Raw genomic sequence first — 16,477 nt, 5'->3', positions numbered from 1 at the left:
ATTCTCTAAAAAAGTCTTGCCTCTTTCTTCTTACTTCTAAAAAGTCTATTCTTTCTTAGCGCTATGCAACCCACATTCTTTATGGCTTGATTCCCACCACCATCTTCCGGCTCTGATGTCTTCTCCTGGAAAAATCGCTCTCGTACAAGGCGCACATCCAATGCTTACAAAACCTTGTTTGTGTAAAGCATTTTGCGGAACATTGTTTTCCGATAAATACGTTTCAACTTCTTCTAAAGTCCATTTTAGTAACGGATTGAATTTGATGATTTCGAAGTTTCCATCGTATTCAAACAGACTTAAATCATGTCTGTTTTCTGATTGTTCTGCTCTTAATCCTGTAATCCAAACTGAATTTCCTGCCAAAGCTTTTCGTAACGGAACTACTTTTCGAATAAAACAGCATTCTTTTCTGTTTTCAACTGAATCGTAAAAGCTGTTTGGACCTTTTTCCTGCAATAGTTTTTCAACTGATGCCGCTTCTGGAAAATAAACCTCGATTGGTCTTTTGTATTTTTTTAATGTTTTATGAAAAACATCATACGTTTCCTGAAATAATCTTCCTGTATCTAAAGTAAACACCTTAATATCTGTGTTACTTTTTGCAATAAAATCAGTAATTACTTGATCTTCTTGTCCGAAAGAAGTCGAAAAAATTACTTTTCCCGGAAATTCTTTTGCTAAAAAAACTAAGGTTTCGTCAAGCGAAAGCACTTTCGTTTTCTCTAATAATTCTTGTACAATAATCGCACTCATAATCTCTTCCTTTCTAAAATTATCTTTTACAATAATTTAGATAATGTTTTTAAACTCAACAATATAATTAGAACCCCAACTGCAATCATCATTGGTTTTCTTTTAATTCTAGTCACTAAAAATGCCGCAATTGGCGCTGCAATAACCCCTCCAGCAATTAATCCGATAATAACCTGCCAGCCGTGAATTCCTCCAAAAAGCATGAATGTGATTCCGCTTGCAAATGAAATTGCAAACTCAGCAGCATTAACAGAACCAATTGTATATTTCGGGTTTCTTCCTCTTCCTAATAATGTTGAAGTTACGATTGGCCCCCAGCCTCCACCACCAACTGAATCCATAAAACCACCAAAAACAGCTAAAACGCCTAATTTTTTAGTTTTCTTTTTTTCAACATTTTTCTTCAACGCTTTTTTGATAATAATCGAAGCCAAAACAATCATATAAACTGCAATAAAAGGCTTAATAACATCACCGTCAATTACATCAGACAATAAATAAGCTCCTGTTATAGAACCCAAAACTCCCGGAATCAATAAATGTTTTACCAGTTTTTTATTGATGTTTCCGAATCTATGATGAGAAAGTGCCGACGCTCCCGTTGTAAACATTTCTGAAACGTGAACTGCTGTACTGCTCACAACTGGTGGAACTCCATAGGCTAATAAAAACGATGTTGAAGTGGCCCCATATCCCATTCCTAAAGCACCATCTACTAATTGAGCAAAAACACCAATTAAGAAGAATGCTAAAAGATTGTGATCAAATCCTTGCACTAAACCATCCCAAGAAAACTCAGCGTGATGATTATAAATTAGTGTAGCCACTAAACCTAACAACAAAAGTACAGGTATCACAACCCATAAATTTTCCTTTGATAAAGCATTAGACTTTACCGCTGTGTTGTTTAACTTAAGTTCATTTTCCATGTTTTAAGAATTTGTTTTTGCTCTTAAAAATCCATTACCCTATCGGCTTAGTAGATTACTTTGCAAATGTACTACATATTTTGAAATATCAAAACAATATATTTACTTTTTTACAATAGCTATTCTACTCTAAACCAACATACAAGACATTTAAAGAACGATTAGTAAATTAATTTAACAAATTATGCACTGCTCCTTAAAATCTTAACAGCACAGCCTAATTTTGTGATTTGTAAAAATACACATTTAATCTCTACCAAATCTATAGGATAATTGTAAAAATGTTATTATTTTAGCGCCAAATTTTTTTTATGGATTTTCAGATTGGTCTTGTCATTGCAGGCTTAGTAGTTGGATTTATTGTTGGGTTAACTGGTGTAGGAGGCGGTTCTTTGATGACGCCAATTTTATTATACTTTAATATTCCGCCAACAACCGCGGTAGGAACCGATTTATTATATGCCGCGTTTACTAAAGCCGGAGGTGTATTTGTACACAACAAAAAAGGCAACATCAATTGGAAAATTACGGGTTGGCTGACTTTAGGAAGCGTTCCCGCCGCTTTATTGACATTATGGATTTTAAACAGCATAAAAACTGATATTGAAACCATCAATAGAGTTATTAAATACAGTTTAGGCTGGGCATTATTATTTACTTCTGTTGCTATTATATTCAAAAAAAGGCTTTTGAAATTTTCTCAGAAACATGCTGGTGATAAATTCCACAGCGAAAGCACTACTCAAAATATGCTGACTATTGGAATTGGAGTTTTATTGGGAGCTACCGTAACATTGACTTCTATCGGAGCTGGAGCTTTAGGAACTGTAACTTTATTTTTCCTTTATCCATTACTGCCAACACCAAGATTAGTGGGAACTGAAATTGCACATGCTGTTCCTTTAACTTTAGTTGCTGGAATCGGACATGCTTCAATGGGAAATCTAGATATTGGCTTATTAGGACAATTGTTGATGGGATCGCTTCCTGGAATATATTGCGGAAGTATGTTAAGCGGAAAAGTTCCCGATCAATTTCTTAGAAACGCAATCGCCGTAATGCTTTTTATGGCTGGATATAAATTGATATTTTAGTTCAGTTTTTAAACCATATAAGTAATATAAGTTCATTTAAAAAATTGCAGACAAAGTCTGAACGAACTTATATTACTTATATGGTGAAAAATTAAAACGCAATGTCTGCCAAAGAATTACTTTCTAATATTTTAAGTGTATTATCGCGGACTTCTGTCATTAATCGGCGCGCTGCGCAAGTTGATTCATCATCGCAGTCATCACATCTTTCGTAGAAATTATGACTTGCGCAAGGCAATAACGCGATTGGACCTTCTAAGATACGATAGACTTTTGCCATACTGATATCTTTTGGATCTTTTATCAAATAATATCCTCCGCCTTTTCCTTTTTTCGCACCTAAGAAACCTGAATTTCTTAGTAACAACAAAATACTTTCTAAAAATTTTATCGAAATATGTTCGCTTTTCGCAATTTCGGCAATCTGAACGGGTTCGTTATTTTCGCGTCTGGCTAAATAAGTCAAAGCTTTGATTCCGTATTTTGTCTTTTTTGAAAGCATGTTTATGTTTTAGATTTCAGCTTTTCAAGAGTTAACTGATTGCTGTAAATTATTAAACAACAAAAATATGCTTTTTGTTCGAACTATCACAAAAGAATAAAGTTAAATTCTACTAATTCTATCAGATTACTTCGTTTATTCTCTTCTAAACATACAAAAATAGACTTTTTATAAAAACCCAAGAATCAAAAAAGACGATTTTCAATAGTAAATCTTACTATCAAAAATCGTCTTTATATAGAAATTGAAAATCTAAAGTCTAAAATCTGTAATCTAAAATTTAAGAAAGCGCTTGTTTCAAATCTGCAATTACATCTTCAACGGTTTCTAAACCAACAGAAACACGAACAAGACCTTGCGTAATTCCTACCGCCAATTGATCTTCTTCAGATAATTTACTATGCGTTGTAGAAGCTGGATGCGTTACAATAGTTTTTACATCGCCAATATTTGCCGAAAGAGAACATAATTTAATTTTATCTAAAAATTTCCTTCCTGCTTCAAGACCACCTTTAATTTCGATTGCAATAATGTTTCCTCCTAAACGCATTTGTTTTTTCGCAATTTCATATTTTGGATGTGATTTCAAGAATGGATATTTCACACTTTCGACGTTTGGATGACTTTCTAAAAATTCAGCTACTTTTAGAGCATTTTCGCAATGTTTATCTACACGAACAGCCAAAGTTTCTAAACTTTTAGATAAAACCCAAGCATTAAATGGAGACATTGCTGGACCAGTATTTCTTGAAAACAAATAAATTTTTCGAATTAACTCCGCTTCTCCAACTGCAACGCCTCCTAAAACACGACCTTGACCATCTATTAATTTTGTTGCCGAATGCACTACGATATGAGCACCGTATTTAATAGGCTGCTGAATATATGGTGTTGCAAAACAGTTGTCAATTATTAAAATCAGATTGTGTTTTTTTGCAATTTGACCTAATAATTCTAAATCAATTACATCTACACCAGGATTTGTTGGTGTTTCTGCGTATAAAATTTTAGTATTAGGTTTAATGAAACTTTCTATTGTTTCTGGTTTATTGATATCAAAATAGGTTGTTTCAATATTCCATTTTGGGAAATACGTCATGAATAACGCGTGAGTTGATCCAAAAACACTTCCTGCTGAAACGATGTGATCGCCAGAATCTAACAATGCAGCAAACGTAGAATAGATTGCTGCCATTCCTGTTGCAAAGGCATAACCCGCTTCCGCTCCTTCCATTGCGCAAACCTTGTCAACAAATTCAGTTGTATTTGGATTGCTGAAACGAGAATAAATATTACGAACTTTTTCTTCTGTAAATGAAGCTCTCATATCCTCTGCATCTTCAAATATAAAACTTGAAGACAGGTACAAAGGCGTTGAATGTTCCTGAAATTGTGTTTTTTCTAAATGTGTTCTAATGGCTTGTGTTTCAAAACCAAATTCTTCTGTATTCATTGTGTGTTGTTTTTGTTTTTTTGTTTCAGGTTTAAGGTTTCAAGTTTTACAAACTAAAACCTAAACTAAAAACAAGTCAATTATTTATGCTCAATCTGAGCATTTTCAAATTATCTAATTGACTAATTATCTAATTTTATAAAGCTTCGTTGTTCAATACAACTTTGTATTTAATCGTAGCTGTTGGCTCAACTGTTTTGGCTACTGAACAGTATTTCTCAAAAGAAAGCTGTGCCGCTTTTTTTGCTTTTTCCGGATTGATTTCTCCTTCTAAATAGAAAACCACATCGATTTCTTTAAAAGGTTTTGCTTCTTCAATCTGAACACGTGTTCCTTCAACCTCAGCATTAAAAGAAGTGATTTCCTGACGCTGTTTTTTCAAGATCGAAATCATATCAATAGCGCTGCATCCTGCAACTCCCATTAAAACTAATTCCATTGGACTTGCACCTAAATCGCTTCCGCCAAACTCGGCTCTGCTATCAACGTCAACTACGTGTCCGCGTTCATTTTTTACTTTAAAATGAAATGCGTCATTTACTCTGTTTAAAGTTACTTTCATTGTGTTGTTATTTTTTTTGTTTTTTATTCTTCTCAATTTTGTCATTTCGACTGAAAGGAGAAATCTTCGTTGCTAAATCGACAAAGATTGACATTACTTTGTCGAGCTACTTGCAGAGATTTCTCCTTCGTCGAAATGACAAACTAGGTTTACAAATCTTAAATCTATCCCGATAGCTATCGGGACTAAAATCTGCAATCTAAAATCAATTATCCTTTATCCGACAATCTCAAAATATCTCCGAAAACTCCTCTCGCTGTTACTGCAGAACCTGCACCAGCTCCTTGAATAACGATTGGACGATCTCCGTAAGATTCTGTGTAAATTTCGAAGAAAGAATCAGAACCTTTTAATCCACCTAATGCAGTATCTTTTGGTACTGAAACTAATTTTACTTCTAGATTTCCTTTGTCATTTTGTAAATCTCCAGACAATTCACCAATATATCTTAAAACGTGATTTGGCTGTTGATCTGCTTTTATTTTAGCATAAATCGGATCGAACTCTTTTAATTTCGTCAAGAAATCGGCAGCGCTTCCTTCACGTAAGTGCTCTGGAATTAGATTTTGAATTGAGATTTCTTCGAATTCATTTTGCAAATCTAATTCTCTAGCTAAAATTAATAATTTTCTACCAACGTCATTTCCGCATAAATCCTCACGCGGATCTGGTTCTGTATATCCATTATCAATTGCTTCCTGCAAAATTTCGCTGAAAGGCGCATCTTTCGCAGAGAAATTATTGAATAAATAACTTAATGTTCCAGAGAAAACTCCTTTTATTTTTGTGATATTTTCTCCTGAAAGGTGCAATAATTTAATAGTATCAATTAACGGTAAACCTGCACCAACATTAGTTTCATACAAATAATTCTTTTGGTTTTCTGCCAAAGCTTTTCTCAATTCTTTGTAGAAACCATAAGTCAATGTATTGGCTACTTTATTAGAAGAAATCAAATCGAAACTGCTTTCTACAAGCGGAATATAATTTTCAACGAAAGTTGCACTTGCAGTATTGTCAATCGCAATTAAGTTTTCTAAATGGTGCTCATTAGCGAAAGCAATAATATCTTTAATTGTATATGCTTCACCTTTAGTTTCAATATCATTTTTCCAGTTGCTGGTAACACCGTATTTGTTTAAAAGCAATTTTTTAGAATTCGCTATAGCAAAAACATTCAACTTAATGTCTTTACGCTTTTCAATCGCTGCAGCCGATTCTAAAATCTGATTGATTAAAGTTCCTCCAACTAATCCGTGGCCGAAAATTGCAATGTTGATCTTCTTAGAAACTCCAAAAATCTCTCCGTGAATTACGTTTAATGCTTTGTTTAACTCCTCTTTCTTAACAACTAAACTCACGTTTTTACCCGTTACAGTGTTGTTAAACAAAATCGGAACAATTTTATTTTTAATTAAAGCAGTGTAAGGTTTATGGAAAGTGCTCAAATCCTGTCCGATAATTGAAATTACCGATACGTTATCTGTAACTGTAATCTGATTTACGTCTTTAGAATAAAAGTCATTTTCAAACTCTTTTTCTAATTCAACCATTGCAAGAGTAGCTTTTTCTGTTGCCACAACCAATCCGATTCCTCTTTCTGAAGAACCTTGAGAAATGATACTCACGCTGATATTATGATCACCCATCACTTTAAAAATTCGGGCATCAACTCCAGCTTTTCCAAGCAATCCTCGTCCTTCAAGATTTACGAGAGAAACATTTTCTAAAACAGAAAGTGTTTTAATTCCTTCTTTAGAAGAATCTGATGTAATTAAAGTTCCGCGATTTTCGTGATTGAAAGTATTTAAAATACGAAGCGGAATATTCTTTTCCAACAAAGGAATAATCGTTTTAGCATGAAGAATCGTCGCACCGAAATTTGCCAACTCATTTGCTTCATTAAACGATAAATATTCGATTTTCTTAGCGTCTGCCACTAAATCTGGATTTGCTGTGTAGATTCCGTCTACGTGCGTAAAGTTTTGTAATTCTTCGGCATTTAAATAATTTGCGATTAACGAAGCGGTATAGTTACTGCCATTTCTACCTAAAGTAGTTGTGTCGTTGTTGTTATTAGATCCAATGAAACCTGTAACTATATTAACCGTTTCTCCGTTATGTTCTTTAAAATAATTTACTACGTTTTTCTTTGAAAGCTGTTCTAATGGCTGTGCATCGCCAAATTTAGAATCGGTTTTCAATAATTCTCTTGTATCCACAAAATTGGCTGGAATTCCTTTTTCCAACAAAATAGCCGTCAATAATTTAGCCGAAAGCAATTCTCCTTTTGACAAAATCTGATCTTTGATTTTTTTGCTGTAATCGCCGATTAAACTTACACCTTCAAAAAGTTTGTCTAAGACATTAAACTCTTCAGACAAATCAACTTGCGGGTAATCTGATATTTGATATTTTTTAAAATTCTCTAATAATTCTTTATAACTGCCATTTTTAGCAGCAATGCTTAAGATAAATTCAAGCTCATCTGTCGCATTTCCGCGCGCAGATACTACAACGGCAATTTTTTCACCTTGATTTACTTTATCTGAAATGATTGAAACAACTTTGTTAAGTCCTTCTCCGTTTGCTAATGATTTACCTCCAAATTTTAATACTTTCATTTTTATTTCTTTATTGTTTCTGCCTTAAAAATGTCGGCAAGTAAATGATCTAATTGTTTGTACTCGATTAAAAAAGCGTCATGTCCGTGAACCGAATCAATTTCGCTGTAGAAAACATTGTCTTTAAACTTCTTCAATTCTTCATAAGTTTCTACGTTTTCTTTTGCTGTAAAAAACAAATCTGAATTGATTCCGATAATATGAATTGAAGCTTCTGTTTTAGATAATAAGTTTTCAAAACTTTCACTATTTCTAGTGATATCAATTGTTTTAAGCAACTGATTCATTAATTTATAAGAAGACAGCTGATATCTTTTCTGCAATTTTTTGCCGTGATGTGCCAGCCAGCTTTCGATATTAAAAATCAAAAGGTCTTGATTGATTGTTCTTTGGAATTTTTCTTTGAATGATTCTGGCGAACGATAACAAAGCATGGCATGTATTCTGGCATCTTCAATTGGTTTTGAAGAATTGTTTAAAATCTGTTCTTGCAGGAAGCAATTGGCGATGAGCCAGTCCGTAGATTTCCAGTCGCTCGCAATCGGAATAAGGTTTTCTGTAATATTTGGTGCCAAAGCAATGATTTCCCATGCAATTCCGCCTCCAACAGAACCTCCGATAACCGCAAAAAGTTTTTCGATATGTAAAGCTTTTATACCTTCAACAAACATTCTTGCAACATCTCTGGCTGTAAAGTCAAGATAATTTTCGATCAAGAAAGAATTGCTTCCGTTTCCAGGAATATCAAAGGCTAAAATGGTATAAACAGCAGTATCGATGGTTTTACCTTCGCCAATTAAGTCATTCCACCAGCCGTTTTCGCCAGTTACCTGTGCATTTCCTGTTAAGGCATGATTGACCAAAACAATAGGCGCACTATGCAAAGGCTGTCCTGACAGTGTAAAACTTAATGGTATAGAATGATAGGTTGCACCACTTTCTGTGATGAAATCTTGAATTATAATAGGGTTTGGTATATTTTCCAATTTCAAATCTGTTGTATTATTGATTTGTATATGGAAATATTAGAAAGAAAAACTAGGTTTAACTAGAAAAAATCTTGTTGTTATCTTTCCACGTTTGGCGTGGTAGAATGTAGCACCTTCTTCGTTTTACCGAAGGGTTGCTAAGGCTTCATCGGGTCTAATCCCTCGTCCTTTCTTTATAACATTTCAATATTTGTTTGAACTTAACGAGTGCAAATTAACTACTATTTTCTCTAACAAACAAATTTTATCTAAAAGTGTTTGTTAAATTTCTGAGACTTACTTTAGCAAAAACTATTATACGCAAAAATTTACCGAACAAAAATGCCCAGTAAAATTAAGCAGGTTTTACCCTAGTTTATGATGCTTCTTCTGTTTAGATAAAAAGCGTATCATTTTCTTTTGAATACATCAAAAACAATAAAGAGTTTGGTGCTTTTTTCTTAGCTCCTTTACTTTCTTCTGTGATTCCAGCCTCTGTTATTCCGAATCTCGGATGAGCCAATTCGTTTGTTGGCGGCGGATTATTTTTTCTTGTCCTTCTGTTTTTCAAATTTGAAATTTTTTCTGCTAAGTAGTTCAATGTGCTCATGATATTAAGTTTTAGTTAAGTTGTGTTTTATAATCTTTATTTCTCGTTTATCTTTTTGTTAAATCGCTTTCTGGAATAAAAAAACCCTTTTGGATTTTCAGATACCAAAAGGGTTTAAGTTTTTACACTCACGTATACTTTTAGTATCAACAGACGTATGCGCAAATAAGCGCGACAGTAAACATCTTGTTCATCTGTAAGGATTTATTCATCTGTAAGGATTTATTCATCTGTGATTTATATTGTATTTTATTTAAATTCTGCATTTGTATTAAATTAAAAAGCCTCCCAAAATTTCTTGGGAGGCTCTTACTATATTATTATTGTATTCTTACAATTTTTTTAAGCAATAGACACCCCAGCCTCGGTCTTAACCGAAATGGCACAAAACATTTTGTTGACTTTTAAGTTCATTTGATTTCTAGTAGTTTTTGGGTATAACAAATATGCAATTATTTTTTTTATTACACAAATTAAATTCAAGAATTTAATTACAAAAATCGTTAAAAATCAATTTTTTAACGTCAAAAAACATCTTACAAAAACGAAAACGAAATAATACAAGTAAAAAACTTACAAAACAAGCTTGCTTTTCTTCATAACTCCATTTGACAAATCAATTTATCAAAGAACTTTTTTACCTTTTTCTAAAAAATTAAAGCCAAACTGCTTCTTTGCTTCTAATTTTTTCTGCAATTTTTAGAATATCGGTTATAATTCCTCTCGAAATTGCCTGTTTGCATGGCGGAGCACTCTGAATTACAATCGGAATATCGGCGTAAGATTTGGTATAAATTTCAAAAATATTGTCAGATCCTTTCAATTGTCCAATTGGAGAATCTACTGGTTCCGAAATTAATTTGGCTTCTAAAGTGCCTTTTTCTACATCAAATTCTCCTACATATCTAAGCACATGATTTTCTGCTTGAGTTATTTTGGCAATTTTAAAAGATTTATCTACAGCCACTTTGTCGAGCACTCCATTTTTTTCCAAATGTTCTTCGGTTATAAAAGGTTTTATTTCAATATCTGAAAGCTCAAAATCTTTTCCTATTTCTCTGGCCAATATCAAAAGCTTTCTTGCCGTATCATTTCCAGAAAGATCTTCTTTAAAATTTGATTTCATTAATCCCAAAAGGCTTGTGTCTTTTAGAACAGATGAAAAAGAAACTTCTTCTGATGAAAATCGATTAAAGACATAACTCAAATTATCGGAGAAAACACCTCGAATCTTCGTAATTTTTTCGCCCGAATAATACAAATCTCTTAAGGTCTGTAAAACAGGGATTCCAGTTTCGACCGAGGTTTCATACAAAAACTCTTTATCATACTTTTTAAGATCTGCTCGCAGTTCTTTATACAAGTCAATCGGAAGCGTATTAGCTTTTTTGTTTACTGCTACAATATTGAATCCGTTTTTGATTAGCGTATTATAATGTTTCACCAATTCATCACTCGCTGTTGCATCTACGGCAATTAAGTTTTCAAATTCGTTTTCTTGTGCAAATTCGACAATATCTTCTACTTTAAAAGGAACTGCCAATTGTCTAAAATTGGTTTCCCAAGAATAGCCTACACCTTCTTTCTCAAAAAAAGCAACCGTCGAATTGGTTATTATTGGAAAATGAAAATCGATGTTTTTACTTTCAAGGAAAAACTCCTGACTTTCGATAATCTGATTAATCAAAGTACTTCCGATATTGCCAATTCCGAAAAGGATAATGTTTATTTTAAGCTTTGACATAATTTCTAACATTTTAAATATTTTACCATATAAGTAATATAAGTTCATTTAATTGGGGCGTTTATTATTTAAACGTCTTCTTAAGTTAGACGCACCGCTGTGCGCCTTCACTAAAATGTACTTATATTCCTTATATGGTTTAAATTTTATAAAGATGCTTTTCATAAAAAATCACCTTTAGCAAAACCACTCGCTAAAGGCAATTTTTCAAACAAAAAACAAAAAAACCTAATTTTTATTGATGCTGTATTGAGAAAGCGAAACGCTCTCAAAAACAGTTTGCAGATCGGCAATTAAATCTTCAATATCTTCAATTCCCACAGAAAGACGAATCAAGTCTTTAGAAACTCCTGTTTCTATTTGCTCAGCTTCTGTTAATTGCTGGTGCGTAGTACTTGCTGGGTGAATAATCAGTGATTTTGTATCACCAATATTTGCTAGCAGAGAGAATAATTTGGTGTCGTCTACTACTTTTTTAGCAGCGTCAAAACCTCCTTTTAATCCGAAAGTGATAATACCGCTTTGTCCTTCTGGCAAATATTCTTTGGCCAAAGCATTGTATTTGCTAGATTTTAAACCTGGATAATTTACCCAGACTACCTCATCTTGTTTCTCTAACCATTCGGCTAGAGCCAAAGCATTTTCACTATGTTTCTTAATTCGGATTGGAAGTGTCTCTAATCCTTGAATAATCTGGAAAGCATTAAATGGACTTAAGGCAGAACCAAAATCACGCAGACCTTCAATTCGAGCTTTTGCTATAAAAGCTGCATTTCCTAAGGCTTCATGATATACTAATCCGTGGTATCCTGCAGATGGCTCGGTAAATTCAGGAAATTTTCCGTTTGCCCAGTCAAAATTTCCAGCATCAATGATAACGCCTCCTAATGAAGTTCCGTTTCCTGCGATATATTTAGTTAAGGAATGAATAACAATATCGGCACCATATTTAATTGGGTTTAATAAATAAGGTGTCGCAACTGTATTATCTACTATAAATGGCACTTTGAATGCTTTGGCTTCTGCCGAAATTGCTTTTAAATCTAATATGTCTAATTTTGGGTTTCCAAGAGATTCAACAAAAAAAGCTCGCGTGTTTTCTTTGGCTGCTTTAGTAAAGTTTTCAGGTTGTGAAGGATCAACAAAAGTAGTTGTGATTCCTAATCTTGGCAACGTAACTTTCAGAAGGTTGTAAGTTCCGCCATACAAACTGTTTGACGCTACGATATGATCTCCTGCTTTTAATAAAGTTAATAATGTTGTAGAAATTGCCGATGCTCCAGAAGCCGTTACTACTGCTCCAATTCCGCCTTCAAGTGCCGCCAGTCGCTGTTCCAAAATATCGTTTGTCGGATTGTTAAGTCTCGTGTAGATAAATCCAGCTTCGGCAAGACCGAACAGATTGGCTGCATGATCTGCATTATTAAATACGTATGAAGATGTCTGATAAATTGGCACGGCTCTAGTTCCTGCGTTTTTAGTTACGTCGTGTCCTGCGTGTAGTGCGTTTGTTGCAAATTTTTGTGTACTCATGATTTCTTAGTTTTTTAGGTATTGTTAATACGTTTATATATTGTAATTGATATTGATTTTTAGAAATTGATTTAAGCTAAAATGTCTTCAGCTTCTTCTTCAAGATCATATAGATGAAACAATAAAGATTTCTCTGTTTTTCTCTGCTTTGCAGGATCATATTTTAAAGTTTCAGTTGATGATTCTTCCGAATTATTATTTCTTAATAAGTATTGAAATGCGATTGTATTTATATCTAGTGTATTCATGATTTAAAATTTAAAATGTTGGAAATAAAAAAGCCCTTTCGGATGGCGACCAAAAGGGCTTATAGTTTAACTATAACAAAGATTGTCTCTTTCACTTTTGGCAACAGCAGGTTTGGATGCACATTTGCATCATCTTACAACACATCATATCTCTTTTTGCTATTGTTTTCATTTTATTTAAAAATTGAATTTTACTATTTTTTAAACTCGACTAATTTGATAGAATAAATGTAATAAGTATTTTTTTAACGACCAAATTAAAATTGAAGTTTTATATTATTTTTTTTGAAATTTCTTTCAAACCTTTATTTAAAAGGCTTGAAAGAAATTATTTTAATTAAAATTTAAAGCTTAAGCGCGCAAAACCAAATCTTCCGTTTAATCCAAATTGAGAAACTGCTCTTGAATAAGCAAATTGATTCGCATTTGTCAAATCTGTACTTGGCGCTGGCGACAAAGTTGGCGTTGTATTTGTAAAAGCTGGAGTTGCAGGATTATTTCTGTCTGGATAAACATCTCCTATATTATTAACTCCAATTGTTGCTCTCAAATGTTCGTTGATCTGATATCCTAAAGATAAATCGGTAACCAATTTTGCGCTGTATTCTGGATGTTCGTACACAGAAGAAAATCCGTCTAGATTAACATCTGTTGCTCCTGGATCTGTAACTTTTCCGAAATAGCTATTTCTTAAATAAATATCTAGTTTTTTAATATTGAAAGTTGTCATCAAATTGGCTTTCAATTTCGGAATCGCTTCTTCTAAATATACTCGGCTTGATTCTGGAAAGAAAGAATAAATATAAGGTTCTCCTCCTGCATTAACGATTGATTGCGGAATATGCAAATCGCCTACTCTTTTGGTTTCATTAAAACTAAATGCAAAATCATTTCTAATTGTGAAATCTTGAATTACATCATATTTCTGAGAAATTACCAAATCAATTCCTTTTGTTTCAGAATCGATTCCGTTTGTCCAAAACGAAGCTCTTTCTACTCCTTTCAAATCAAATGCCTGTTGAAATAAAGTCAACGCCTCAGCCTGTTCTGGAGAAGTTGCCGCTGCTATCTGTGCATCTGTAGGTCTTGAATATTGTCCAGACAATACAATTCTGTCGTTGATTCTTGTAAAATAAGCATCAGTTGCAATGGTTATGTTAGCTTCAGGAATTTTGAATGTAAATCCTGTACTGATGCTTTTTGATTTTTCTGGCTTTAAACTTTCAATTCCAATGCTTTTTGCCGCTTGCGAATCATTGGTAAAATAACCAACTTGATATGGAGCACCGTTTATAAATTGTGTTGAACTTGATTCAAAATATCTTTGCTGTAAAGAAGGCGCTCTAAAACCTGTTTGTCCAGAAATTCTCCAATTGATGTTGTCATTTAGTTTTAAAAGAGAAGCCAGTTTGAATGTAACTGTATTTCCAAAATCTGAATAGTTTTCATAACGCGCTGCTCCATTTACAAGCCATTTTTCAGTGGCATTCAATTCTAAATCAACATAAGCCGCACCACTTTGTCTGTCTTTTTCTTTAGCATCCGAAGGCTGGAATCCTGAAAACCCTTGCGCTCCTGCTCCACGTTTGTTCCCGAAGAAGTCTGTTACAATTAATGGCGAATTGCTTGGCAGAATTCCTGAAACTAAATTTCCATTTACATCATATAATCCGTAAGAAGCTTCTTCTCCTGCTTTAATCTGATAATTTTCATATCTGAATTCACCTCCAAAAGCAACGTTCAATCCAGAAAGAATATCTAGTTTTTTACTAAAATCCAAATTGGTTGTGCTTTGTAAAAACGAAACTTTTCCAGCATCAAAACTAAACGGTGAATTTGTTCCTAGAGTTGCATTGATCGTATTATTTACATCATAATTAAAAGAGTTTGTTCCTAAGTTGGTGCTTAAATCGGTATCAAACCCAAATAATTGCGTAGTTACACCAACTGCTCCAGAAGCATCTAAAATTTTCGATTCAATTTCTGGCAAGAATCCATTTTCATACACTTGCGTGAAAGTTCCTGAACCATTTGGCAGTCTGTTAAATGCATATGATTTACCGCCTCTATAAGAAACTCCACCAAAAGAATATAATGAAGTGATTTCGCTCAAAGGATATTTAGCATTAAAATACAATTGTCCTGCAGCCAATTCTGACTGTCCAACACTCATATTATAATCACTTCTCTGTTGACCTCTATAAGCCAGTTCATTATTCGTCACATCAAAATTTAAAGCCGTTTGCATCTGTGCAATTGTCGATGCCGATGCAATAGCGTTTTGCTGTGCCGTTGTAAAATAACTTACTTGCGGTGCATATTGTTTTAGTGATGATAAAATCTGAGCTGAATTTGTAGTTGTATTAATGTTGCTAAACAAAGAGTTGATTTCTACTCCATCTTGCGCAGCTCTATTTTCAACCGCATTGTAAGCATTAAAAATTGGGTTGCTTCTAATTCCTGCTCTACTTGTTGCTTGTCTTGTTACTGCAGTTCCCGTAACATTTAAGAAACTTCCTGGTTTGCCTAATGAAGTTCCGTAGTTTAAATCGATTTGGGCGGTTTGTCCGTCTGCTCCTCCTTCAAAATTATTTGATCCAGAAGATAGATTGGCTCCGTATTGAATTCCTCCTGTCAAATAATTAGCATTTTTCTTTAGAACAATATTAATAACTCCGGCAATTGCATCAGAACCATATTGCGCGGCAGCTCCATCTCTTAAAACTTCAATTCTTTCTATAGCAAAAGACGGAATGGCATTTAAATCTGTTCCCACAGATCCCCTTCCTGGCGATCCGTTTATGTTTACCAAAGCACTTGTGTGTCTTCTTTTTCCGTTTACTAAAATTAAAACCTGATCTGGTCCTAATCCTCTTAATTGGGCAGGATCAACGTGGTCTGTTGCATCTGCTGTAGATGTTGGGTTACTCGTAAATGATGGAGCAACATAATTTAAAATCTGCGTTACGCTGGTTTGCGGTGCTCCTTTTGTTATTTCTGATACGTTAAAAACATCAACCGGAACTGGTACATCTGTTTTAACTCTGTTTTTACTTCTTGATCCAATAATAGTAACTTCAGACAGTTCGTTGTTTTTTAAACTATCTTGCTCTTTTTTATTGTCTTGAGCATAAAGTCCTGAAAATGTCACAAGACCTAAAACGATTAGTACATTTTTCTTCATTTCTTCTTTACTGATTAATTAGTGTTTTTGGCTTAAAAAAAATCTTACAGCTTTTATTTTTTGAATAAAAAAACCTCTGCGGTTCGGCAGAGGTTCTATTTATATATTTTGAAAAATATTTACAATAGTGTCTCTGCGGAGAACTCCGGCATCTTACAAGACATCATATTGCAAACTGTAAATTTCATTTGTTTCTTTTGTTTTAACGGGGCAAAGTTGCGAACTATTTTTTAATCGACCAAACAAAAAACCAAATATTTTCTATTACCC

13 protein-coding genes and 1 riboswitch are annotated in these 16,477 nt (G+C 33.7%); of the genes, 1 reads left to right on the top strand and 12 read right to left on the bottom strand.

What is annotated here, in order from left to right:
* Positions 1-45: 45 nt before the first annotated feature.
* The gene (locus tag ACNRYB_RS07040; protein WP_473729631.1) at positions 46-756 is read right to left on the bottom strand and encodes a phosphoadenylyl-sulfate reductase; all 711 of its coding nucleotides are present in this window, start codon (positions 754-756) and stop codon (positions 46-48) included.
* A gap of 26 nt (positions 757-782) precedes the next feature.
* Complete coding sequence (locus tag ACNRYB_RS07035) at positions 783-1,685, bottom strand: sulfite exporter TauE/SafE family protein (protein ID WP_473729630.1); 903 nt, start codon at positions 1,683-1,685, stop codon at positions 783-785.
* A 311-nt stretch (positions 1,686-1,996) separates the two neighbouring features.
* Between ACNRYB_RS07035 and ACNRYB_RS07030 the strand changes: the two genes are divergently transcribed.
* Positions 1,997-2,779: a sulfite exporter TauE/SafE family protein gene (locus ACNRYB_RS07030; RefSeq protein ID WP_473729629.1), complete on the top strand. Its 783-nt coding sequence runs from the start codon at positions 1,997-1,999 to the stop codon at positions 2,777-2,779.
* Positions 2,780-2,870: 91 nt separating this feature from the next.
* On the opposite strand, the gene ACNRYB_RS07025 is transcribed toward ACNRYB_RS07030, so the two are convergent.
* The 10 genes from ACNRYB_RS07025 to ACNRYB_RS06980 form a co-directional block, all read right to left on the bottom strand.
* Positions 2,871-3,281 (bottom strand): RrF2 family transcriptional regulator, encoded by a 411-nt coding sequence (locus ACNRYB_RS07025; protein ID WP_008466594.1) that lies wholly within the window; start codon positions 3,279-3,281, stop codon positions 2,871-2,873.
* 280 nt (positions 3,282-3,561) lie between these two features.
* On the bottom strand, positions 3,562-4,734 hold the full coding sequence (locus ACNRYB_RS07020) for a trans-sulfuration enzyme family protein (RefSeq protein ID WP_184157957.1): 1,173 nt from the start codon (positions 4,732-4,734) through the stop codon (positions 3,562-3,564).
* Between the two features lie 136 nt (positions 4,735-4,870).
* A complete protein-coding gene (locus ACNRYB_RS07015) occupies positions 4,871-5,296 on the bottom strand; it encodes an OsmC family protein (protein WP_026728534.1) in 426 nt (141 codons plus the stop codon).
* 209 nt (positions 5,297-5,505) lie between these two features.
* The gene (thrA, locus tag ACNRYB_RS07010) at positions 5,506-7,920 is read right to left on the bottom strand and encodes a bifunctional aspartate kinase/homoserine dehydrogenase I (RefSeq protein WP_473729628.1); all 2,415 of its coding nucleotides are present in this window, start codon (positions 7,918-7,920) and stop codon (positions 5,506-5,508) included.
* A gap of 2 nt (positions 7,921-7,922) precedes the next feature.
* Positions 7,923-8,906: an alpha/beta fold hydrolase gene (locus ACNRYB_RS07005; protein WP_473729627.1), complete on the bottom strand. Its 984-nt coding sequence runs from the start codon at positions 8,904-8,906 to the stop codon at positions 7,923-7,925.
* A 77-nt stretch (positions 8,907-8,983) separates the two neighbouring features.
* Positions 8,984-9,091: riboswitch (SAM riboswitch) on the bottom strand.
* Positions 9,092-9,282: 191 nt separating this feature from the next.
* Entirely contained in the window at positions 9,283-9,498 is a 216-nt protein-coding gene (locus ACNRYB_RS07000) for a hypothetical protein (protein WP_091128295.1), read from the bottom strand.
* Positions 9,499-10,153: 655 nt separating this feature from the next.
* Complete coding sequence (locus tag ACNRYB_RS06995; RefSeq protein WP_473729626.1) at positions 10,154-11,242, bottom strand: homoserine dehydrogenase family protein; 1,089 nt, start codon at positions 11,240-11,242, stop codon at positions 10,154-10,156.
* A gap of 228 nt (positions 11,243-11,470) precedes the next feature.
* Complete coding sequence (locus ACNRYB_RS06990; protein WP_473729625.1) at positions 11,471-12,775, bottom strand: O-acetylhomoserine aminocarboxypropyltransferase/cysteine synthase family protein; 1,305 nt, start codon at positions 12,773-12,775, stop codon at positions 11,471-11,473.
* 71 nt (positions 12,776-12,846) lie between these two features.
* Positions 12,847-13,023: a hypothetical protein gene (locus ACNRYB_RS06985; protein ID WP_473729624.1), complete on the bottom strand. Its 177-nt coding sequence runs from the start codon at positions 13,021-13,023 to the stop codon at positions 12,847-12,849.
* Between the two features lie 337 nt (positions 13,024-13,360).
* Entirely contained in the window at positions 13,361-16,207 is a 2,847-nt protein-coding gene (locus ACNRYB_RS06980) for a TonB-dependent receptor plug domain-containing protein (protein ID WP_473729623.1), read from the bottom strand.
* Positions 16,208-16,477: the final 270 nt, after the last annotated feature.

It is taken from the genome of Flavobacterium sp. CR10 (genome assembly GCF_055814415.1).
Note: the sequence above shows the minus strand (reverse complement) of the source record. Positions and strands in the feature narration are given on the sequence as shown.